The sequence below is a fragment of the Gemmatimonadaceae bacterium genome (genome assembly GCA_020851035.1).
Lineage (GTDB): Bacteria > Gemmatimonadota > Gemmatimonadetes > Gemmatimonadales > Gemmatimonadaceae > JACMLX01.
Genome location: JADZDM010000012.1, coordinates 283,278 through 305,522 on the forward strand (window position 1 = coordinate 283,278; position 22,245 = coordinate 305,522).

Below are 22,245 nucleotides of genomic sequence, written 5' to 3' on the forward strand. Positions count from 1 at the left end.
CGCGCTCAGGAAACGGCGCGGATCGGCGTGTCGGTCAGCACGTAACGCGCGGATTGCGCCGGTGCCCGCCGGTCCGCCAGCGCCGCCAGCACTGCCACGACGAACCCGAGCATCAGCCCCACTCCTGCTGCGAGTCCGCCCCAGAGCAGCGGGCGCTGGAGAGGCCGGTCAGGGGGCGTGGCGACATCGACGGTGGTCAGCAGCGGCGTGTCGCGGACTTCCGCCACGCGGCTCTCCTCGAACGTCTTCGTGAGGCCGACCAGGATCCCCTCCTTCACGCGCACCATCCGGTCGAGCTGGTCGTACATCGCCAGCAGCCGCGGCGACTCGTAGTAGTTCCGGTTGGCATCGAGGAACGACTGGCGCGCATGCTCCGCGGAATCGAGTTCCGCCTGCGCCGTCACCAGGCGCGCCTCGGCGAACCGGCGCTGCTCGGTCGAGGCGCGCTGCCGCCGCTCGAGGTTGAAGCGGTTGAGCAACTGGAGCATGTGGTTCGCCACCGCCGCCGAGAGCACGGGGTCGCGCAGCGTCACGCTCAGGTTCACGATGCTGCTCTTGCGGCTGATGACGACCAGCACCTTGCGCTTGAACTTCCGCATTCCGTTGCCGAAGCGGCGCTCGGGCGTGCTGCCCGACACGTCGAGCAGTTCCAGCAGGGGCTTCTTCACCGCCGGCTGCGCCGGATCCGCGAACGGGGTGCGCAGCGTGGTGGCAAGGAGTTCGCTGCTGGTGAGCACGTCGGCGAAGAACTCGGTGGACGGGCCGTCCTTGAGCCGCGCCAGCGCACTGGCCCCGCCGGCGTCCCCGAGCAGCGAGCCGATGCCGCCGAGCGCGCCGAGCAGGCTGGTGTTGTTGGAGCCGAGCGCCTGCTCGGGCACGAAGGTGGTGGTGGCGGTCCAGGTCTTCGGCCAGAGCAGCGCCGCTGCCGCACCCAGGCCGGCCGCGAGGAACGGGGCCACCACGATCCAGCTCCAGCGGCGCAGCAGGCCGCGGCGCAGCTCGACGATCGAGAACTCCTCGACCGGCAAGGACGTCGCACTGGTGCTGGCTGGCGCGGGCTCAGGAGTCACGGCGGGGAAGACGATGGGTGATCGGTCGCGGCCGTCGGCCGTGGCGCCGGCAGGCCACCGGCGAGCACGAGCCGCGCCACTGCGGCCGCCCTTCGGCGGTCGCCGCGCCGCAGACGATTGAGCGCGGCTCCGAACAGGCTCGAATATACGGCGGGCAGCCGCCCGGGGAAAAAGCGTCGCGTGAGCCGAAGCCTGGCCGAGATGCCGCACAGGTCCGCCAGCTCGCTCCGGGCCTGCACCGCACGCACGCCGGCGCCGATGGTCGCCCCCTCACGGTGCCAGACCACCGCCTCGGCCACCAGCCGCGTCGACCAGCCACGGGCCCGGCAGCTCCAGTCGAGCTCCTCGCCATAGAGGAAACTCTCCTCGTTCAGCAGCCCCACCGTGCGCAGCGCCGCGGCGCGGATGACCCAGCTCGCGCCGTACACATAGCCCGGCGGAGTGGGGATCCGGCTCAGCGGCTGGGCCAGGCTCGCGCCGTCGTGCAGCCGCTGGCTGGTGGCCAGCCAGGCGTTCCAGCGGCACCAGCCCACCGACTGCACGATCGTGGGACGGTCGTAGTAGCAGACCGTGGTGCCGAACTGCCCGACCGTGGCCGGCGCCGCGTCCAGGGCGGCACGGATGGCCTGGACACAGGGGCCGTCGACCACGGTGTCGTTGTTGAGCAGCCAGACGGCATCCACTCGTGCGTCGGAGAGCGCCACCCGGATCCCGGTGTTCATCCCGGCGGCGAAACCGCGGTTGTCACCGCTCGTGACGAAAGCCCACGGCGCGGCGCGCGGCGGGGCCTCCTGGTCGTCGTCGAGGAGCTGCCACGTGGCGTCCGGATCGCCGTCGAGCGGCCACCAATGCGAGGCGACGGTGTCATGCACCGGACGGGCCGTCCCGGTGCACCCGCCGTGTATCCATCCCCGCACGCGCGCGGCACTGTCGTCGGGTGAGGCGTTGTCCACCACGATCACGCGCGCGAGGCCCGCGCGCACCGCCGGCACGAGGCTCTGCAGGCAGGTCACGGTGTCGCGCCAGCGGCCGTACTGCAGCACCACCACGGCGAGCACAGGCGCACTCACGGGGCACCACCCAGTGGGCCCAGGACCAGTCGTTCAGACGCCGGACGCTGCATCCAGAGCACCACCGGTGCCAGCAGCGTGACCGCCAGCGCGCCGGCCAGGGGGAGACGTGCCGACGGGGCGATGAGCGCGGATCCGAGCCAGGCACAGAGCGCCACCGACGCGACGCCGCCGGCGGAGAGCAGCATGCTGCGCACCGGCAGGGCAGCGACGCGCTGTGAGAGGGCGGCCAGCAGCAGCGCGTCACACACCGCGCGGATCGACCACGCGGCAGCCACGCCGACGATCCCGGCGCGCTGCACGCCCACCCACAGCAGAAGCGCGAAGGGCACCACCTCGAGCAGGTGCAGCGTCGCGGTCCATTTCGCGCGCCCGCTGGCCTGCAGGATGGTGATCGGGGCGGCCGCGATGCAGTTGGCCGCGAGTCCGATGGCGAGGATGCGCAGCACCGTCACGCTGTCGCCGGAGTACTGCGCCCCACCGGCCAGTTGCAGCAGCCACGGCGCGAGGAGGCAGGCCACGCAGCAGGCGGGCACCACGAGCGCAGTGAGCAGGCGCACCGCGGCAGCGTACAACGGCGCCATGCGTCCGGGCTCCGATTCCGCCGCCGCAGCGACTGCGGGGAAGACGACCATCATCAGGGCGCCGGGCACGATCCAGAGCTTCGTGATCGCTTCCCACGGCACGGCATAGAGCGCCACCGCACTCACGGAGATGAACGAGCCGATCAGGAACCGGTCGGCCACGGTCATCAGCGGGCTGAGGACGTTGCTGACGGTCATCCATGCGCCGGCGCGCAGCAGCGGCCGCAGGTAGGCGGTCGCCGCGCCATCACCGGGGCTCCGCGTGAGTTCGGCGCGCGCGAGGCTCGCATAGCGCCACCACGCCCACAGTCGCACGCCGGCCAGTGTCGCGGCGATCACCGTGAGCGAGGCCGTGAACGGCAGCAGCAGCAACGGCACCAGGAAGGTGCCCACGCTCACCGGGAGCCGCACGAAGTTGATCGCCGTGAACCGCTGCCGGGCCTCGAGCACGGCCCGTGGCGCACTGGCACCGGTCACGGCCGGCACCGAGAGCGCGAACAACACGGAGCTCATCACCGCGTCCGATCGAAGCACCGCGCTCACCTGCAGCACGTGGGTGACGTACCACGGCGCGACCACGGCGCCGAGCAGGCCCACCAGGAGCCCGACGATCGTCAGGGTGACATGTGCCGTGGCGACGTACGCGCGGATCGGTGAGGCAATTGCGGATCCGGCATCGTTCGCCGCGACCATCCGCGTCAGCGCGCGGCCGAGGCCGAAGTCGAGCAGCGTGGCATAGCCGAGCCAGGCCCAGGCCAGCGCGAGGAGACCGAGCCGCTCGGTGCCGAGGTGGCGCGTGAGCAACGGCAGCGCGATCAGCGCCACCGGGATCGGTGCCGCGCTGGTGACGAGGCTGAAGGCCCCGTTCCGCATCAGCGACGGCGCGCGCGGCGTGCCGGCTGCGGACGAGGCCTCGTCTGCCATGGGGCCCGTGATGACTAACGGGTCTGGATGATGATCGTCGCCAGCGACGCGAGCACCGCCGCGAAGGTGCCGATGATGGACGCGATCTGTGTGCGGGAGGCGAGGGTGTCCTGGCGTTCGGTGCGATCCCGCTTCGGCACCGTCACCACCGCACCCGGCCGGGGCGTGGGCTGGCCGTCGGGCAGGAACAGGCGGCGCGACACGGCATCCACGCGGCCGTTGGGCTGCGTGACGTAGGTGCGTGGCAGGTCGGCGTCCAGGCGCCCGCCGCCGGCGGCGCGGATGTAGTACTGCATGTCCTTCCCGCGCACGTAGGGCAGGGCGGTCGGCGAGTTCACCGCGCCGTCCACGCGCACCACGGCGTCATACCGGGGGATCGTGATGGAGTCGCCGTCGAAGAGGATGATGTTGTCCTGCGCCTGCCCATCCTTGAGCACCGCCGGCAGATCGACGCCGATGCGGCCGATGCGGTTGCGCCGGCGCGAGAAATTCACGCCGTCGGCGTACGCTTCCTTCGTCAGCCCGCCGGCGCGCTGCAGCACGTCACTCAGCCGCTCCGACTTCTTCACCAGCGTGTAGCTGCCAGGGAAGCGCACCTCGCCACCGACGAACACCGTCCGCTGGAGCTCCCAGTCGGGCTGGCGCAGGATCAGCACGTTGTCATACGGGTCGAGCACGACTTCCGAGGTGCCGGAGGCGGCGCCGGCCATGCCGGGCGGGCCGGCGTACCGGCCGTCGGGACCGCGCTCGAAGAGGTAGCTCGAGTCCATCGGCACGCGCATGGTGGTCGCCGTCAGGCCATCGACGCGTGAGCGCGGCATGCGCGCCACTTCCGCCTCGTTCAGCATCGCGCTCTCCTGCAGGCCACCAGCCAGCAGCACGAGGTCGCGCATCGTCATGCCGTCCTGGTACGGATATCGTCCACTCCGCCGCACGGCGCCGGTGATCGCGACGTAGCGGATGGGGCGGAACTCGCTCCGGCCGAACACGCGGATCTCGTCCTCTTCCTGCAGCACGGGATCGCCGACCACGGTGCCGAGGGTGTCCGCGAGCGTGGCGCGCAGCTGGCTGCGGGTGGAGTCGGAATTGAGGCGCGAGATGAGCACCTGGCCGAGGTAGGTGTCCGGCTTCAGGCCCCCCGCCTTCCGGATCGCCTCGCTCAGTCGCATGCCGGGGGTGAGGCCGACGGTGCCGGGGGTGAACACGTTGCCGCGCAGCACCACGCGATTCCGCACGCGGTCCGCCACCTTCAGCACACGAATGACGTCGCCATCGACGAGTGCCAGCGCAGGGACATCTCCGGTGCCGCCGCTCACGTCGAGCACGGCGCGGTCGCTGCCGGGGCGGGTGCGGTCGCGGGCGGCGGTGAGCCGTTCGACCTGGATCCGCGAGCGCGCTGCCGTCGGCAGCAGGCCACCGGCCGCGCGGACGATGTCGGCCAGCGACCCGTCCCGACCGACTTCATACGTGCCCGGACGGCTCACCTCACCCACCACCCGCACCCGTCCGGTGTGGATCGGCACGAAGACGATGTCGCCGTTGAGCAGCCGCTGGTCGCGCGACGCGTCGCCGCGCACGAGGTAGTCGTAGAGGTCGATCGTGCCGACGACACGGCCGTTCCGCCGGACCTGCACCGCACGCAGCGACCCGTTCATGGTCGGGCCACCGGCCGCATACAGCGCGGTCAGTGCGGTGCCCGCGGCCGACACGCGATAGCTGCCCGGGCGCGCCACGTCGCCGACCACGAAGATCTGGTTCGTCCGGAGCCGCGCCATGCTCACGCTGAAGCGCGTGGTGGCGCCGGGCCCGCGGCGCACGCCGGAGTACGAGCGGCTCAGGCGCGAGTACAGCAGGTCCTCGAGCTGCGCCATGGTCAGGTTGGCCACGCTGAGCTGCCCGACCTGCGGAATGACGACGAAGCCCTCGCGGGTCACTTCCAGCGAGTGTGCCTGCTCCACGTCGCCGGTGAGGATCAGCACCAGCCGGTCGCCGGGGCCCAGGCGGTAGCTCGCGTCCACCGGCCCGGCGAGGTTGGCGTCGAACTGCGAGGCGTTGCGCGCCGAGAAGAGATCGAGGCCGAACACCTTCAGGCCGCTGTCACGCTGGATGGAATCGGTGCGCAGCCAGAGGTACTGCTCGTACGACGTCAGCTTCCGGCCGTCCCGCCCGCGGACGTCGGTGGGGATGCGGGGATCCAGCGTGCTGTCGAACGGTGTCTGCAGCGAGTCACCGAGAATGCGCTTGGTGCGGTTCGTGTCGCCCGGAAAGTCGAAGTCGCTCGAGTCGGCGATGCCGAGCTCGCGCAGCGCCGAGAACACGTCCGGTGTCGGCATCATTCCGCTGGTGGAACCCGCCTGGCCCGGCATGCCCGGCAGCGCCGGTGTGCCCTGGGCGCTGCTGGTGGGGTCGGTGCTGGATCGGCCTTCGCCCTGCAGGTACGAGTCGAGCAGGTTGTCGGGGTATCCCTGCGCGCGCAGGCGGGCCCGGATCTGGTCGGGGGTCAGCCCGCTCCCGCCGATCCGCTGGCGGAGCTGGTTGAGCAGGTCGGGCCGGTTCTGCAGGAGCTGTTGTGCCTGCTGCGGCGAGACCGTCTGGGCGTGCACACCCGACGCCAAATACAAAAAGACCCCGACCGCGAGCAGCGGCCGAAGGAGAAGGCGATTCATCGCTGTCTGTATGGCTGAGAGACCACGAGCGGGGGGATATGGACGCGCAGGGACTCGAACCCCGGACCTCTGCTGTGTGAAAGCAGCGCTCTAACCAGCTGAGCTACGCGTCCTTCAAATCAAGCTGCAACCCCTCTTCCGAACCCCGGATTGACGAGGACTCGAAGCACGCAAGTCTAACCGTAACATCGGGTTCGGGGAAGGGGGAGGGTACCGGCCGCTCTCGCACCGCCACCCGGCGCCCCATGTCCCGTCCCGGACGCAATAGGCCAGGTAGGATTCGAACCTACGACCTGTCGGATTATGAGTCCGCTGCTCTACCGCTGAGCTACTGGCCCGGCCTCCTGCACCTGCACCCGCGCAAGTCTAACAGGGCTCGGGCGGGAGAACGCACGCCGTCACGGGAACAGGCTCGTGCGCAACGTCGCCCACGACGGCTCGAGAGCCACACGCAGCCGCGCCTCCGCTCGCGTCCGGCTCGCGCCCGGGACGCGCAGGTCGTTCGCGGTTCGGTTCAGCCCCGCGTCAGCGGAAATCTCGGCAGCCGAGCCCAGCCGTGCAGCGCCGCTCACCGCGATGCGGAAGGTTTTCACCACCACCCCTTCGAAGATCTCCGGCCAGGTGCTGCGGTCGCCCACCGCAGGATACGGTTCGCGATAGTCGCCGGCGCCCTGGCGCCGGTACGCCACGTATAGCCGCACCGGCATCGGCAGCACCGGGCCGACATCGATCCCGGCCCGCACCTCGTCGAAATCGCTGTTCCGCTGGCCGAGCCCGACCGTCCGGCTGGTGTATCGCTCGAACCGGTCCGGTGCCCGGTAGGTCAGCGCCGTCACCCGGGTGTAACTCGCGAAGCCGCGCATCCCCGACCCCAGGGGCAGGCCATCGGCGGTGAGCGCCGTCGCGATGCCCGGCGGCTCGCCGCACAGGTCGCAGCGATCGATCTGGAAGTCGTCGGCGAAGACCTGCGCACCCAGCATCACGCCGCGGCGGGACTTCCAGAGCACGTCGGCACCGAAGCCGACGTTGATGGGATCGCCGTCGCTGTACTGTGCCAGGAACACCGGCGCGGCCGGGTTGGACAGCGACGGCTGGAAGCCACGCGCCACCCCGCCGTAGAGCACACTCTCGCTCACACCGAACTCGAACCTGCCCAGCTGCAGGCCCAGGCGGTGCGCGGCGAAGTAGCGCTGCGCCATGGTATCAGTCGTGAAATTGAGGCGCTCGTCATCGAGTCGCGCCACCACCGACGACAGGTGTGCGCGGTCGGTGCCCAGGCGCACGTAGAGGTGGTCGTAGCTGTACGCGCCGTTGCTCAGCATCAGGCCGAGCTGACCCGGCAGCGCCCACGACCGGCCCACACGACCCACCTGCAGCGTGGCGAAACGGGACGACGCACCGATGTAGGCATCCTCGGTGCGGGCACTGATCACGCGGTCGCGCCGGCCGAGGAATTCGGGATCGACCTTCATCCGCTGGTCGGCCAGCACCCGCATCGCGCCGGTGAACGGGCCCGAGGCCAGCAGCGCGCGCACCGTGAATCCCGGCGCGAGCGTGTTCACCCGGTCGGACTGCATCAGGTCGCGCGTGCCACTGGTCTGCGCGAACGCATACCCGGCGAGCCCCACGGCCAGCACGCCGCTGTCGGCGTCCGTGATCCCGGGAGCGTACTTCGCCACCGCGGCCTCGATCGCGGACAGCCAGCGCCGCGCCCCCGCGTCGTGCAGGGCGCCACGCGCGTCGGCGATGGCCGCGCGCACGGCACCGACGGTGTACGGGCGCTCGATCACCGGCAGGGTGCGGAGCTGTCCGCGCGCCTGCAGCGCGTCGATGTACGTGTAGGCGATGTCGTCCATCGGCAGCAGTGCCTGCTGCGCGTGGAGCGGCGCCACTGCCGCGAGCGAGAGCGTCACCGTGCATGCCAGCCGCCGGACCGTCACCGATGCCATGCCACACCTCGCACACCACCGTTGCGGAACTCGAGCGCCGGTGACGGAAAATGGTAGTGTCGCAGTCCCTTCTTCACCGTCACCCACCAGGCGGCCTGACCTGGCAGCTTCAGCGGGTCGATGTCGAGCGTGACGAGGATCCGGCGTTGCGCGCGGATGAACGCTCCGGTGGACGGGTCCACCCAGTCGGTGATGGAATGCCCGATCGACAGCCGCAGCAGCGAGGGCCAGGCGCGCCGTGCGGCGCGCGGCAGCAGCGTGTCCACATCCACCGACAGCCAGTAGGTCTGGCCGCTGTAGTCCACCGTCGGTCGCAGGTCGCCCGGAATCAGCCCTGCCCGCACGTTGCGCAGCGCCTGCGTGCCGCTGTACGAGAAGGTCGGCATCACCGCACGCATCGCCGGCACGTACGCATGCGACAGCGACAGCGCCTGGCCCATCGTGTTGAACAGCAGGTCGGGTGGGGAGAATCCGTACTTCGCCTGCTTCCCGTCCCAGATCTCGATCTGCAGCTGGAACGCCGCCGCATAGGCCACCGCCCACAGCGTCGCGCGCTTCTCTGACATGCACGCGGCCTGCAGGAGTTCCCGGCCGCCCTCGCTGAGCAGGTACCCCCCCAGCAGGTGCCCGAGCTTGTCCTGGTCGCGGAAGTGCCCATCCCAGTCGTAGATGACACGGAACGGCGCACCTTCGCCCGACCACCACGCACGGCGGAAGTACTCGTAGAGCGCGAGGTTCCCACCCACGAACGTCGCCGCGACGGCGGTCTGCGCCGTGCGCCGACCGCGCACCCCGCCGGCACACCAATGCGGCGTGCCCTCGGCGCCATCGGTGCCGCCGCCGCGGGCCACCCGCGCCGTGTCGGACCGCACCGGCGATGCGAGCGCGGCGATGCCCTCGGCGAAGGCGTCCGCCGGCGGCAGGCGCAGGCCGAGCGCCGGGTCGCTGCCGGTCCGCGTCAACTCCTGCGCACCGAGCGCGCCGTGCAGGCCGCACAGCAGCGCCAGCACCCGCCCTGCGCGTCGCCTCACGCGACGGCGTGCAGGGAATCGTACGCCGCCAGCACCTCGGCCGGCGTGACCGTGGCGGCGCCGAGCTTGCCGACCTCGATGCCCGCCGCGTAGTTCGCGATCACCGCGGCCTCGCGCGCATCGGCGCCGGCGGCCAGCATGAGGGCCAGGTACGCCGTGACGGTGTCACCGGCACCGACCACGTCGTAGACCTCGCGCGCCGTCGTCGGGATCCGCGTGATCTCCCCCCCGCGTGACACCAGCGCCATCCCGTGTTCGCTCAGCGTGAGCAGCAGGTGCGCGACATCGAGCCGGTCGAGCGTGGCGGGAAGCGCGGCCGGGTGTGCAAGGTCCACCGAGGCGCCGAGCGCCTGCTCCAGCTCGCGGCGGTTCGGCTTGAAGACCGTCGCCCCGCGATAACTGAAGAAGTTGCGGAACTTCGGGTCCACGATCACGGGGACGTCGCGGGCCCGCGCCATGGCGATCGTGCGCTCGATCACCTCGGGCACCAGCACGCCCTTGTTGTAGTCCTCGAGGATCACCGCATCCGCCGTGTCCAGCGCGGTGGTGACGGACGCCAGCACGCGGGCCACGTCGTCGCCGGCGAGGTCGGCATCCTCCTCTTCGTCGAACCGGAGCAGCTGCTGGGAGCGCGCGACGAGGCGCGTCTTGGTCGTCGTCGGACGGGTGACGGTGACGAGCGCGTCGGTGGCCCCACCGAGTCCGTCGAGCAGGTCCCGGAGTCGCTCGCCGGCACGGTCACTGCCCACCGCGGAGACCAGCGCGCAGTGTGCCTCGACCGCGAGCACGTTCTGCGCGACGTTGGCCGCCCCGCCCAGGGCATCGCGCCGTTCGCGCACCCGGACCACCGGCACCGGCGCCTCGGGCGAGATCCGCTCCACGTCGCCGCGGAGGTAGACGTCCAGCATGGCGTCGCCCACCACCACGATGCGGCGGCCACGTGCGGCCGCGAGCAACGTCGCGAGGCGGTCGCGTGAGATCGGTGCTAGCATATCGCGCGGAACCTACTGCCGCATCGCGTGTCGTCCAACGCGAACCGACCGCCCCCGTCACCCCCCGTCGTGCGCCGATTCCTCCAGTCCGCAGTCCTCACCGTGCAGGAAGTGCTGCTGCTGGCCTGGAACGCCGTGCGGGCCCTGCCCGGGGGGCGCGGGGCGTCCGGCCGCCTGCTGGCCCAGCTCGACGCCATCGGGGTGCGCTCGGTCCCGATCGTCCTGCTCACCGGCCTCTTCACGGGGATGGTGCTCGCGCTGCAGGCGTCGGTGCAGCTCGCGCCGTTCGGCGCGACCCTCTTCGTGGGCCGGTTCGTGGCCGCGTCCATGCTGCGCGAGCTGGGCCCGGTGCTCTCAGGCATCATGGTGGCCGGACGCGTCGGCGCCGGCATCGCGGCCGAGCTCGGCGCAATGAAGGTCACGGAACAGCTCGACGCGCTCGAGACTCTCGGCGCCGAACCCGTCCGGGTGCTCGTGCTGCCTCGCGTCCTGGCTGCGGCGATCGCGGTGCCCGCCCTGGCGCTCATCGCAGACGTCGCCGGCCTGATCGGCGCATCGATCGTCTCCGCCGCGTACCTGGGGGTCCCGTTCCGCGCCTTCTGGGGCGCGGCACAGGACCAGGTCGCGATCGACGGCTTCATCGCAGGGATCATCCCGGCCGATCTCGTGCAGGGACTCGTCAAGCCACTCGTCTTCGGCATCATCCTCTCGGTGCTCGCCTGCCACCATGGGCTGCGGGCGACGGGGGGCACCGCCGGCGTCGGCACGGCCACCACGCGGGCGGTGGTCAGTGCGAGCATCACCATCCTGATCGCGGACTACTTTCTGACCCAGCTCCTGCTGGCGCTCGTCTGACCGGCATTCCCTTCCGCCCCGGTATGGCCACCACCCCCGCCGTCGAACTGCAGCACGTCTCGGTCGCGTTCGCGCGCCCGATCCTCAGCGACCTCTCGCTGGACGTCGCACACGGCGAGACCGTCGCCGTGGTGGGCGAGTCCGGCACCGGGAAGTCGACGCTGCTCCGGCTGGTGCTCGGGCTCCAGCTGCCCGATCGCGGCACCGTGCGGGTGATGGGGCGTGACATCGCCACCCTCGATGCCGCTGAGCGCCGTGCCCTGCGCGCGCAGGTAGGCATGGTGTTCCAGGGCGCCGCGTTGTTCGACTCGCTGTCGACGTTCGAGAACGTCGCCTTCGCGCTCCGCGAGCGCGGCGACATGCCGGAGCGCGACGTCCGCGCGCGCGTGAACGAGACGCTCACGCTGGTGGATCTCGACCCGGCCGAGGTGTCGCAGGTGCTCCCCGCGCAGTTGTCGGGCGGGATGCGGAAGCGGGTCGGCATCGCCCGCGCCCTCGCAGCGCGACCCGCACTCCTGCTGTACGACGAACCGACCGCCGGCCTCGATCCACTCACCAGCGAGACCGTCACCGCGCTCATGCAGCGCCTGCAGCAGGAGCTCCGCGTCACGAGCATCGTCGTCTCGCATGACGTGCGGGCCATGCTGCGCATCGCGGACCGCATCGCGCTGCTCCACGACGCGCGCTTTGCCTTCCTCGGTGCGCCGGACGCGATGCGCGCGAGTGAGGAGTCGTACACGCAATCCTTCCTGGCGGTGGCATGACGCTGCGCCCCGAACCGGGACAGATGCGCTGGATGCAGTTGCGCGTGGGCCTGCTGGCACTCGCCGTCCTGGCGGTGGTGGCGGTCGCGATCCTGCGCCTCGACACGGTCGGCTCGATCTTCAGCCGTCCCGTCGAGTTCACAGTCCACCTGCAGGACGGGCTGGGTCTTCGCGCGGGCAGCCAGGTCACCGTGGCCGGGCTGCCCGCGGGCGTGGTCTCCGCACTGACGGTCACACCGGTCCGCGGGAATTCCGGCACCGTGGTGGCCGCGCGCGTGCGCATGAAGGCCGAGCAGTTCGCGCTGCTCCACGATGATTCGCGGAGCCGGGTCCGTGCGCTCGGCATGCTGGGTGATCGCCTGCTCGACTTCTCGCCGGGCACGCCCAGCCGGCGGGCGCTGCGTGAGACGGACACACTGGTGGTCGAGTCGTTCGCCGAGCTGGGCGACCTGTTCGCGGCCGCCGACACCGCGATGCGCGCCGTCGCCGCCGTCAGCGCCGACATCCGCCAGGTGTCGGCCGGGCTCACGCGCGGCACCGGCACGATGAGCCGCCTCTTCAACGATGCCGCACTCTACGACAGCCTGGTGCGCACCGTGCGACGCGCCGACCAGGTGCTGGCGCTGGTGCAGGGGGGAAGGGGCACCCTCGGCCGGATGCTGCGCGACACGACACTGTACGGCAGCGTGACGCGCGCGGCCGAGGCGCTCGACAGCGCGGCCTCGCTGCTCAACGACCGCGATGGCGTCATCGCACGCCTGCAGCGCGACACCACGTTCTACGCGCGCCTCCGCCATGCCACCACCGGCGTCGACTCGCTGGTGCGCAACCTCAACGCCGGCCGGGGCACCGCGGGCCAGCTGCTCGTGGAACGCGAGCTCTACGACCGGTTGCTTCGTGCGACCGCGGCACTCGACAGCCTGGCCGCCGACGTGAAGCGCAACCCGTCGCGATACACGAAGGGCGCCGTCCGGCTCTTCTGACGGGAACGGCACCATGACCACGTTGCCGCCACGACGCACCGACGCCAGCCCCCGCATGCACGCGGGTGTGGTGCTGGCTTTGTCGGTGTTCGGCATCTCCTGGGCGGCGCCCCTCATCCGGCTGTCGAGCGCGCCCGCACTCGTCATCGCAGGCTGGCGCCTGGTGATCGCGGAGTCGCTCTTGCTGGCGCTGCTGCTCGCACGCGGCGACTGGCGGAGCTGGCGCCGGCTCTCGCGTGGCGACCACCTGATCGCCGGCGGCGCCGGCTTCATGCTGGCGCTGCATTTCTGGAGCTGGAACGCCTCACTGGCGTACACGACCGTCGCGGCCTCCGTGGTGCTCGTGAACCTCCAGCCGGCCCTGGTGGCCCTCGGTTCGCTGGTGTTCCTGCGCGAATCCGCGACGCGTCGGCAGCTGACCGGGCTGGCGGTCGGCATGCTCGGCGCGCTGCTGGTGGCAGCACCGGCCCTGCTCGGCGAAGCGAGCGCAACCGGACTCGCCACCAGAGCACCACTCGGACTGCCGCCGCGGCTTTTCGGCGACCTGCTGGCCCTCGTCGGCGCCGTCACCGCCGCGCTCTACTACCTCGCGGGCCGTCGGCTCCGCGCCACGCTCGACCTCGTGCCATATGTGTCGCTCGTCTACGGCTGGTGCACGCTGGCCGTGTTCGTCCTCGCCCTCCTCAACGGCGACCGACTCGGTCCGTACCCGCCGCGCGACTGGGCGATCTTCGCCGGGCTTGCCGCCGGCCCCATGCTGATTGGGCACACGGGAATGAACTGGGCCCTGAAGCACCTGCCGGCCCACGTGGTCAATCTCACGGTGCTCGGCGAACCGGTCGGTGCGTCGCTGCTGGCCATGCTCATTCCTGCCATCGGCGAATGGCCTGACGCGTGGACCCTGGCGGGTGGGGCACTCATCCTCGGCGGCGCCCTTTGGGCCCTCGGCCAGAGCGCGGGCCGGAGGCATGTGGCCGAGGAGTAGGTTTCACCTGACACGCCAGCCCCCGGGGCCGGGTTCATGCGGCGCCCGACGGTGCGTTCCCGGTCTCCGTCACCGCCCGCAGGGTGCCCGCCAGCGGGGCACCGGGCGCACCGTCCGGGTCAGCGCCCCTCCGTCGCACGCTTTCGCACCGCTCGACACTTTCTTGATGACACACGCCGAACCGCACCCGGATACACTCGAACCACTCGACGACGATACGCGGCGGCTCGTCCGCCTGGCGGCCGTCATCGGTGCCGGTACCGAACGGCAGGTGCGCGCGTTCCTCGTCGAGGCCCGCGCGCTGCCCGCCTCCTGGGTGGAGGAAGTGATTCTGCAGTCATACCTGTTCGCGGGGTTCCCCCGAACCCTCAACGCCGCCCGCGAATGGCGCCGGCTCTCGGGCACCGCCGCACCAGCCACGGATCCCGACTCCGATGCAACCGTCCCCGGCACCGCAGCCGCCTGGCGCGCCCGCGGTGAACACACCTGCGCCACCGTCTACGGCGACATGTACGAGAAATTGCGCGTGAACATCGCACGCCTCCACCCGGCGCTCGACCACTGGATGGTCACCGACGGCTACGGCAAGGTGCTCAGCCGCACCGGGCTCGATCTCGTCCGCCGGGAGCTCTGCGTCGTCGCCATCTGCGCCCTCGCCGCTCAGGACCGGCAGCTCCACTCGCACTTCCACGGTGCGCTCAACGTCGGCGCCACGCCGTCCCAGGTCGTCGGCACGCTCGACGCCATCGCGGACCTGCTCGACGATGACGCACTCCGACGCTACCGCATCCTGTGGGGACACGTCCGCTCGGCACACTCTGAACAGGCCAGGACCACGTCGTGAGCACGCACAACGATTTCATCGATCGCGTCGTCGTCCGCATCCTCGCCGGCACCGGCGGCTCGGGCAACACGTCGTTCCGCCGCGAGAAGTTCGTCCCGCAGGGCGGCCCCGATGGCGGTGACGGTGGCAAGGGCGGGGACGTGTACCTGCGGGCAGATGCCAACCTCACCACCCTCCTCGACTACACCTACCGCGATCGCTGGGCCGCCGAACGGGGCCAGCACGGGGAAGGCAACAACAAGACCGGACGGAGCGGCGCCGACATCGTGATGCCCGTGCCGCCCGGCACCGTCATCCTCGACGCCGAAACGCAGGAGCAGATCGGCGAGGTGCTGCAGCATGGCCAGCAGATCCTCGTCGCGAAGGGCGGTCGCGGCGGCAAGGGCAACGCCTTCTTCGCCACCGCCACCCACCAGTCGCCGCGTGAATGGCAGCCCGGCGAGGAAGGCGAGGAACGGCAGGTCATCCTCGAGCTGAAGCTGATCGCCGACGTGGGACTCGTCGGCACCCCGAACGCCGGCAAGTCGACCCTCCTCTCCGTCATCTCCGCCGCCCGGCCGAAGATCGCTGCCTACCCGTTCACGACGCTGTCACCGAACCTCGGCGTCGTGCCGATGAGCGACCACCGCAGCTTCGTCGTCGCCGATATCCCTGGCATCATCGAAGGCGCCTCGGAAGGGAAGGGACTCGGCCTCCAGTTCCTGCGCCACATCGAGCGGACACGAATCCTCAGTTTCATCATCCCCATCGATGCCATGGACTGGCAGGCGGAGTACGACCAGCTCCGGACCGAGATCAGGAACTACTCGAACGAACTGGCCGCAACTCCGCACTGCGTCGTGTTTTCCAAGCTCGACCTGATGGGTGAGGACGACTACGTGCCGGAGATCGAGGCCCCGGAAGCCTTCGCGATCCTCGCGCTCAGCGCCGCCAACCGGACCCACCTCGACCGGTTCCTCGATGCCTGCTGGCGGAAGCTCCTCTCCATGCGCCACGAGAACGAAGCCGCAGTCCGCGCCACCGAACAGGTCCTGCCATGACCACTGCCGATGCGCGGTGACACCGCCGAGTCGCCGGTGCGCGACGCGCTGGCGCTGCTCGCCGTCCCGCGCATCGGTCTCCGCGAATGGCACCGACGTGTCGCCAGCATGGGATCGGTAACCGCCGCGCTCGCGCAGCTCGCGCCGGATGTGCGCGACTGCGCCTGCGCGCACGCGGCGGAGACGCTCGATCGCGCCGCCGCGCTCGGGGCCACCGTCCTCTGCGCGACCGCACCCGGGTACCCGGAGAAGCTCTTCGACCTGACGCAGGTCGAGGACGCCAGCCTGTCACCAGCGCCACCCGTGCTCTTCGCCCTCGGCGACCTCGGCCGACTCGGCCAGCCCGCGGTCGCGATCGTCGGGACGCGCCACGCCACCGCGACGGGTCTGCGCGCCGCCGAACGCATCGCCCGCGAGTGCTCGGCCGCGGGGGCGCTGGTCATCAGCGGCCTGGCTCGCGGCATCGACGCCGCTGCGCACACCGGCGCACTCGATGCCGCGGGAGGCACCGCCGCCGTCATCGGCACGGGTCTCGACCTGGCGTATCCCGCCGATCACCGGGCTCTCCAGCGGCGCATCGCCATCGACGGACTGCTGCTCTCGGAACAGCCCCCCGGCTCACGCGCCACCCGCGGTTCCTTCCCTGAGCGGAACCGCCTCATCGCCGCACTCGCCGACGTCACCGTCGTCGTCGAGGCCGGACACCGCAGCGGCGCCTTGCTCACCGCCGCCGCCGCACAGACACTCGGTCGCACCTGCGCGGCCGTTCCCGGTGCATTCGACGCCGCCGCGACACTCGGCTCCAACGCACTGCTGCGCGACGGCGCCCAGGTCATCGCCAGCACCGACGACGTCCTCACCCTCCTCCGCCTCGCGCGCGCGGATGACCCCCGCGCCACACCACCCCCGCGCCTCTCCGACGCGGAACGCGCCATCTGGGACGTCCTTGGTACCGCGCCACTCGACCTCGACCTCGTGGTGCAGCGAGCCGGCTGGGCGGCGGACGCCTGCCTGGCCGCCGTCACGACGCTCGAGCTGAAGGGACTCGTGCGCGCCACGCATGATGGCGCCCTCCTGCGCGCATGACCGCACCGTCGAGGCACGTCTACGTCCACGTGCCATTCTGCGCGCGCCGCTGCAGCTACTGCGACTTCAACATCGCGGTGCGGCGCGAGGTCCCCGTGCGCGAGTACCTCGACGCCCTCGAGGCTGAACTCACGGCGCGACTTCCGGACCACCGGCACCACCGGATCGAGACCCTGTATTTTGGCGGCGGAACCCCGTCTCACCTCGGGAAGGACGGACTCGCCGCCGCCGTCGGCCTGCTCGGGGAATTCTTCCAGTGGGACGCTGACGCCGAAGTCACCGTCGAGGCCAATCCCGACGACATCACGCCGCTCGCCCTCGCCACGTGGAAAGCCGGCGGCGTCACACGTCTCTCCCTCGGCGCCCAGAGCTTCGATCCGCACGTGCTCGCGTGGATGCATCGCTCGCATACGGCGGAGCAGGTGCTCACCGCCGTCGACCACATCCGGGAAGTCGGCTTCACCAGCTGGAGCTTCGACCTGATCTTCGCGCTGCCCGCATCGCTCCAGCGAGACTGGGCTCGCGACCTCGACCTCGCACTCGGCACCGACCCACCGCACCTCTCCCTGTACGGGCTCACCATCGAACCCGGGACACCGCTCGGCCGCTGGGCCGAGCGCGGCGAGGTCGCTGCCGCCGATGAGGGGACCTACGAACATCAGTTCCTGAGCGCGCACGCCGCTGCCACTGCCGCCGGCCTCGAGCACTACGAGGTGTCGAACTTCGGACGGCCGGGGCACCAGGCCCGCCACAATCGCTGCTACTGGAGCGGTGCGCCATATCTCGCCTTCGGGCCCGGGGCGCACGGCTTCGACGGCACGACGCGGCGCTGGAACCATGGCCCGTATGCGCGCTGGCGAGACACCGCCATGCGCGGCGTGGATCCCGTCGCGGGACAGGAGACCATCGGCTCGGAGGCGCGAGGCCTCGAAGCCGCCTACCTCGGGCTCCGCACCACCGACGGCCTGCGACTGGACGCGGCCGGCCGCGCCGTCGCCGCCCCTTGGATCGCGGCTGGCTGGGCGGTTCTTTCCGGTGATCGCCTCGTGCTGACCCCCACCGGCTGGCTCCGGCTCGACACACTCGCGAACGCCATCACTCCCGCCAGCGCCCACACCTAGCTAGCTGTTCAGTATGTCGACGCAGCCCGAACTCACGGAACGCGAGCGTCAGGTGCTCGAGGCGGTCATCCAGTCGTACGTGGAGACCGCCGAACCCGCGGCGTCCCGCACCCTCTCGAGACGGTTCGGGCTCGGGGTGTCGCCGGCGACGATCCGCAACACCATGAGTGACCTCGAGGAGAAGGGGTTCCTCTTTCATCCGCACACCTCTGCGGGACGCGTGCCGACCGACCTCGCGTATCGCGTGTATGTCGATTCGCTGCTGCGTGTACCCGTCATCAAGACCGCCGAGGAGGTCGTCCTCGGCGAGGAGATCCACGGCGCCAGCACCGCGATCGAGTCGATCCTCCGCCGCGCCGCGCAGTCGCTCGGCGTCCTCACGCAGGAGCTCGGCGTCGCCCTCGGGCCCCAGCTCGACGCCGCGATCCTGCGCCGGGTGGAGCTCGTCCGCCTCGCCAGCGACCGCCTCCTGATGGTGCTCGCCCTCGAGCGGGGCGTCGCGCGCTCGATCTACATCGAGCTCCCGATCGAGATCGCCGACGACGCCATCGGGGCCGTCGGGCTCGTGCTCAACGAACGACTGGCCGGGCTGACGCTGCGCGAGATCCGCTCATCGCTCGCCGTCCGGCTGCGGGATGCACAGGCGTCGCTGACGGCGGCCGAGCTGCTCAACATCTTCGTCGAGGAAGGGGAGCAGTACTTCGCCACCGCCGCACGCTCCGATGACGCCGCCGTCGTGCTCGGCCAGCCGTCGCTCCTCGCCGAACATCCCGAGTTCGCCACCGGCGACAGCATGCGTCAGCTCCTCGCCTTCACCGAGGCGCCGGCCCACATCGCCGACGTGCTGCGCCGCCGCTCCCCGCAGCCGGCCGGCATCACGATCACCATCGGCAACGAGCACGGCGACCCCATGCTCGACCGGTTCACCATCGTGACAGCCGAGTACCACTTCGGCTCGCTGAGCGGGGTGATCGGGGTCATCGGGCCGACCCGGATGCCGTACCGGAAGGTCATCTCGCTGGTCGGGCACGCCTCCCGGCTCGTCTCCGACATGCTCTGAGCTGGCCCCGGCCAGTCCGGACGCCACCACCTGACCGTCGGGCCGGGTGGCGGTGCCATCCCGTTCCGGCGATCTTTCCCGGCTGCGCCCGCCGGCCTCGGCTGGCCCACCACGGGTGTCGCACCAGGCCGGTGCCGGATCCCCGTTTTCCTCCCGTGACGTGACCGATGGCTGATTACTACGCGACCCTGGGTGTCGAGAAGTCGGCATCCGAGGACGAGCTCAAGAAGGCGTACCGTCGCCTGGCCATGCAGTACCACCCTGACAAGAACGGGGGGGCCAAGGAGGCGGAGGAGAAGTTCAAGGAGATCACCGAGGCGTATGACGTCCTGCGTGATCCGCAGAAGCGCGCCGCCTATGACCGGTACGGCGAGGCCGGACTGCGTGGCAGCGGGCCGTCCGGCGGGTACCAGCACGTGGACCTCACCGAGGCGCTGAACATCTTCATGCGCGACTTCGGCTTCGGCACCTCCGACATGTTCGGCGGGCGCGGGGGCTCGGGCGGCGCACGACAGGGTGGCGACATCAAGGTCGCCGTGCCGCTGACCCTCGCCGAGGTGGCGACGGGCGTGGACAAGGCGCTCACGATCAAGGTGCTGGACACCTGTGAGACCTGCACCGGCAGCGGCGCGGAGGCGGGCTCCACGCCACAGCGCTGCGCCACCTGCGGCGGCACGGGTGAGGTGCGCCGCGCCCAGCGCAGCTTCTTCGGACAGTTCGTCAGCGTCGCGGCCTGTCCCACCTGCCAGGGTGAGGGCACGGTCGTCGCATCGCCCTGCCGCAAGTGCAAGGGTGACGGCAGGGTGCGCGTGGACCGCACGATCAACGTCCGGATCCCCGGCGGCGTCGCGACCGGCCAGTACATGACGCTGCGCGGTGTCGGCAACGTTGGCTCGCGCGGAGGCGGGAAGGGCGATGTGCTGGTCGTGTTCGAGGTGGAGGACAACCCACGCTTCGAACGCGACGAGGAAGACCTCTTCACCGAGGTGCTCGTGACCTACCCGCAACTCGTGCTCGGCAGCGAGGTCACGGTCACCGGTGTCACCGGCACGGAGTACAAGGTGAAGGTCCCCGCCGGCACGCAGAGCGGCCACCTCTTCCACCTCCGCGGCAAGGGCCTCCCGCGCGTGAACGCCAGTGGCACCGGCGACCTCCACGTGCGGGTGCAGGTGTGGACCCCGGAGTCCATTGGTGACGACGAGCGGCGCCTGCTCCGCCAGCTCGCGGAACTGCAGGGCAGTGCCCCGTCCGAACGCAACAAGAGCTTCTGGTCACGGATGAAGGAAGCGTTGGGCGCATGACGCCCGCGCAGTGGCAGACGATCCGCGTGACGCCCTCAGCTGACGGCACGCGCGATGCGGTGGCCGCCGCCATGTTCACGGGTGGCGCCGAGGGCTTGATGGAGGACGGCGCGAGCTTCGTGACGCACGTGCCCGGGGATCACGACCTGCAGCACTTCCGCAGCGAGGTGTCCGGCGCCGACGCGGCGGCGGAGGTCGTGGTGACGCCGCTCGACCCGGCCGTGGCGGAGCCGGAGCTGCACGGCACGGTGCAGGCACACGACCTTGGCCGCTTCGTGATCGCCCCGCCCTGGCTGGCCGGCGACTACGATGCCGACCGGGTGATCATCGTCGAACCCGGGATGGCCTTCGGCACCGGCGAGCACGCCACCACGCGCGGCGTGCTGCGGTTGCTCCCGCAGGTGCTGCGCGCCGGCGACGTGGTGGCCGACCTCGGCGCCGGCAGCGCGGTGCTCGCCATCGCCGCCGCCAAGGGTGGTGCCTCGAAGGTCATCGCGATCGAGCTGGACGAGGACGCGATGTCGAACGCCGAGGAGAACCTGGAGCGCAACGGCGTCACGGATCGCGTGCACCTGCTGTGTGGTGATGCGTCCGTGCTGCTCCCATTCTTCGCGCCCGTCCGCGTGGTGCTCGCGAACATCATCTCGAGCGTGCATGTGGAGATGCTGCCGGTGGTGGCGACCTGCCTGGGTGCCGATGGCGTCGTGATCATCAGCGGCATCCTGCAGTCCGAGCGGGACGCGATGCTGCGGCACGTCGAGTCGACGGGATGGCGCATGCTGGCTGACGACAGCGAGGGGGAGTGGTGGAGCGCGACCATCGTCCGGGCGTAGCCCACTTCTTTTCCGCCGAACCGCTGCTGTCACCCGGGGCGCTGATCCTGGGTGAGGACGCTGCGCATCACGCACGCGTGCGCCGGCTCGCCGTCGGGGCGCCGGTGACGGTGCGCGACGGCGCCGGCACGGCGGCCAGCGGGACGCTGGTGCGCATGTCGAAGCAGCATCTCGAGCTGTCGATCGAGCGGCCGCACTGCCCGCCGCCCCTCGCCCCGGTGCACCTGCTGGTGCCGGTGGCCGACAAGGAGCGGATGTTGCTGCTGGCCGAGAAGGCGACGGAGCTGGGCGTGACGACGTGGCGCCCCGTGCTGTGGCGCCGGTCCCGGAGCGTGGCGGGGCGGGGTGAGGGGCCGATGTTCGCGCAGAAGGTGGAAGCGCGCATGATCGGGGCGCTGCTGCAGAGCGAGGGGGCCTGGCTGCCGCAGCGCTTCACCGAATCGAACGCCGAGCGGGCGATCGCGGCCCTGCCGGCCGAGGGGACGCGCCTGCTGCTGGATCCGACGGGGGTGCCGCTGGCCGGGGTGCCGCTGGCGGGACCGGTCACGATCGCGGTGGGCCCCGAGGGTGGCTTCGAGGTCGATGAGGTGGAACGGCTGGTGGCAACCGGCTTCCAGCGAGTCGCCCTCGCCGGCGGTATCCTGCGGATGGAGACGGCGGCGATCGTCGCTCTCGGCGTCGTCCGGACGCTGCTGGCCCTGCCTGAACCGAGAGCGGACAATGCCTGACTGCCTGTTCTGTCGCATCGCGCGGAAGGAGATCCCGGCCCAGGTGGTGGCCGAAACGGATGATTGTCTCGCATTCCGGGACATCAACCCTCAGGCGCCAACGCATGTGCTCGTCATCCCGAAACAGCACTTCGACTCGCTCTCGTCGCCGGGTGCTCCGATCGTGCTGGCACTGATGGCGGCATTGGCGGTTGAGGTCGCCAGAAACCTGGGTGTGGCCGAGCCCGGGTACCGGGTGGTCGTGAACACCGGAAACGACGGGGGGCAGAGTGTGCATCACCTCCATGCCCACCTCCTCGCGGGTCGCCAACTCAGCTGGCCTCCGGGCTGACCGGCTGGCCCACGAATGCCGGCTGGCC

General features: G+C 70.9%; 20 protein-coding genes and 2 tRNA genes. 13 read left to right on the plus strand and 9 right to left on the minus strand.

Going from position 1 to position 22,245, the window contains the following annotated elements; all coding sequences use genetic code 11:
* Window positions 1-5: 5 nt before the first annotated feature.
* The 9 genes from IT355_10200 to rfaE1 all read right to left on the minus strand — a co-directional run bounded on the left by IT355_10200 (window position 6) and on the right by rfaE1 (window position 10,286).
* A complete protein-coding gene (locus IT355_10200; GenBank protein ID MCC7053631.1) occupies window positions 6-1,070 on the minus strand; it encodes a hypothetical protein in 1,065 nt (354 codons plus the stop codon).
* A complete protein-coding gene (locus IT355_10205; protein MCC7053632.1) occupies window positions 1,067-2,140 on the minus strand; it encodes a glycosyltransferase family 2 protein in 1,074 nt (357 codons plus the stop codon). The genes IT355_10200 and IT355_10205 overlap by 4 nt, the downstream gene beginning before the upstream one ends.
* A complete protein-coding gene (locus IT355_10210; GenBank protein ID MCC7053633.1) occupies window positions 2,137-3,648 on the minus strand; it encodes a flippase in 1,512 nt (503 codons plus the stop codon). The genes IT355_10205 and IT355_10210 overlap by 4 nt, the downstream gene beginning before the upstream one ends.
* Before the next feature lie 14 nt (window positions 3,649-3,662).
* Complete coding sequence (locus tag IT355_10215; protein MCC7053634.1) at window positions 3,663-6,314, minus strand: SLBB domain-containing protein; 2,652 nt, start codon at window positions 6,312-6,314, stop codon at window positions 3,663-3,665.
* 39 nt (window positions 6,315-6,353) lie between these two features.
* Window positions 6,354-6,427: transfer RNA gene (locus IT355_10220), tRNA-Val, on the minus strand.
* Window positions 6,428-6,579: 152 nt separating this feature from the next.
* Window positions 6,580-6,652, minus strand: a tRNA-Ile gene (locus IT355_10225).
* Between the two features lie 60 nt (window positions 6,653-6,712).
* The gene (locus tag IT355_10230) at window positions 6,713-8,263 is read right to left on the minus strand and encodes a hypothetical protein (protein ID MCC7053635.1); all 1,551 of its coding nucleotides are present in this window, start codon (window positions 8,261-8,263) and stop codon (window positions 6,713-6,715) included.
* Window positions 8,251-9,294 carry a DUF2279 domain-containing protein gene (locus IT355_10235; GenBank protein MCC7053636.1) on the minus strand — a complete coding sequence of 348 codons (1,044 nt, stop codon included), beginning with the start codon at window positions 9,292-9,294 and terminating at the stop codon, window positions 8,251-8,253. Before IT355_10235 ends, IT355_10230 begins: the two co-directional genes overlap by 13 nt.
* The gene (gene rfaE1 / locus IT355_10240; protein ID MCC7053637.1) at window positions 9,291-10,286 is read right to left on the minus strand and encodes a D-glycero-beta-D-manno-heptose-7-phosphate kinase; all 996 of its coding nucleotides are present in this window, start codon (window positions 10,284-10,286) and stop codon (window positions 9,291-9,293) included. Before rfaE1 ends, IT355_10235 begins: the two co-directional genes overlap by 4 nt.
* A 69-nt stretch (window positions 10,287-10,355) precedes the next feature.
* Between rfaE1 and IT355_10245 the strand changes: the two genes are divergently transcribed.
* The 13 genes from IT355_10245 (at window position 10,356) to IT355_10305 (ending at window position 22,217) form a co-directional block, all read left to right on the plus strand.
* Window positions 10,356-11,141: an ABC transporter permease gene (locus IT355_10245; protein ID MCC7053638.1), complete on the plus strand. Its 786-nt coding sequence runs from the start codon at window positions 10,356-10,358 to the stop codon at window positions 11,139-11,141.
* A 23-nt stretch (window positions 11,142-11,164) separates the two neighbouring features.
* The gene (locus IT355_10250; protein ID MCC7053639.1) at window positions 11,165-11,905 is read left to right on the plus strand and encodes an ATP-binding cassette domain-containing protein; all 741 of its coding nucleotides are present in this window, start codon (window positions 11,165-11,167) and stop codon (window positions 11,903-11,905) included.
* Window positions 11,902-12,888, plus strand: a complete 987-nt coding sequence (locus tag IT355_10255) for an MCE family protein (GenBank protein ID MCC7053640.1) — start codon at window positions 11,902-11,904, stop codon at window positions 12,886-12,888. The genes IT355_10250 and IT355_10255 overlap by 4 nt, the downstream gene beginning before the upstream one ends.
* Before the next feature lie 13 nt (window positions 12,889-12,901).
* Entirely contained in the window at window positions 12,902-13,873 is a 972-nt protein-coding gene (locus tag IT355_10260) for a DMT family transporter (protein MCC7053641.1), read from the plus strand.
* A gap of 166 nt (window positions 13,874-14,039) precedes the next feature.
* The gene (locus tag IT355_10265) at window positions 14,040-14,717 is read left to right on the plus strand and encodes a carboxymuconolactone decarboxylase family protein (protein MCC7053642.1); all 678 of its coding nucleotides are present in this window, start codon (window positions 14,040-14,042) and stop codon (window positions 14,715-14,717) included.
* Window positions 14,714-15,757 carry a GTPase ObgE gene (gene obgE, locus IT355_10270; GenBank protein ID MCC7053643.1) on the plus strand — a complete coding sequence of 348 codons (1,044 nt, stop codon included), beginning with the start codon at window positions 14,714-14,716 and terminating at the stop codon, window positions 15,755-15,757. Before IT355_10265 ends, obgE begins: the two co-directional genes overlap by 4 nt.
* A 9-nt stretch (window positions 15,758-15,766) precedes the next feature.
* On the plus strand, window positions 15,767-16,843 hold the full coding sequence (dprA, locus tag IT355_10275; GenBank protein MCC7053644.1) for a DNA-protecting protein DprA: 1,077 nt from the start codon (window positions 15,767-15,769) through the stop codon (window positions 16,841-16,843).
* Window positions 16,840-17,964, plus strand: coding sequence for a radical SAM family heme chaperone HemW (hemW, locus tag IT355_10280; GenBank protein ID MCC7053645.1), 1,125 nt, complete (start codon window positions 16,840-16,842; stop codon window positions 17,962-17,964). The genes dprA and hemW overlap by 4 nt, the downstream gene beginning before the upstream one ends.
* Window positions 17,965-17,977: 13 nt before the next feature.
* A complete protein-coding gene (gene hrcA, locus IT355_10285) occupies window positions 17,978-19,024 on the plus strand; it encodes a heat-inducible transcription repressor HrcA (GenBank protein MCC7053646.1) in 1,047 nt (348 codons plus the stop codon).
* Between the two features lie 167 nt (window positions 19,025-19,191).
* A complete protein-coding gene (dnaJ, locus tag IT355_10290; GenBank protein MCC7053647.1) occupies window positions 19,192-20,325 on the plus strand; it encodes a molecular chaperone DnaJ in 1,134 nt (377 codons plus the stop codon).
* Window positions 20,322-21,158 carry a 50S ribosomal protein L11 methyltransferase gene (locus IT355_10295; protein ID MCC7053648.1) on the plus strand — a complete coding sequence of 279 codons (837 nt, stop codon included), beginning with the start codon at window positions 20,322-20,324 and terminating at the stop codon, window positions 21,156-21,158. The genes dnaJ and IT355_10295 overlap by 4 nt, the downstream gene beginning before the upstream one ends.
* Window positions 21,159-21,235: 77 nt before the next feature.
* A complete protein-coding gene (locus tag IT355_10300) occupies window positions 21,236-21,886 on the plus strand; it encodes an RsmE family RNA methyltransferase (GenBank protein MCC7053649.1) in 651 nt (216 codons plus the stop codon).
* Window positions 21,879-22,217 carry a histidine triad nucleotide-binding protein gene (locus IT355_10305; GenBank protein ID MCC7053650.1) on the plus strand — a complete coding sequence of 113 codons (339 nt, stop codon included), beginning with the start codon at window positions 21,879-21,881 and terminating at the stop codon, window positions 22,215-22,217. The genes IT355_10300 and IT355_10305 overlap by 8 nt, the downstream gene beginning before the upstream one ends.
* Window positions 22,218-22,245 lie beyond the last annotated feature (28 nt).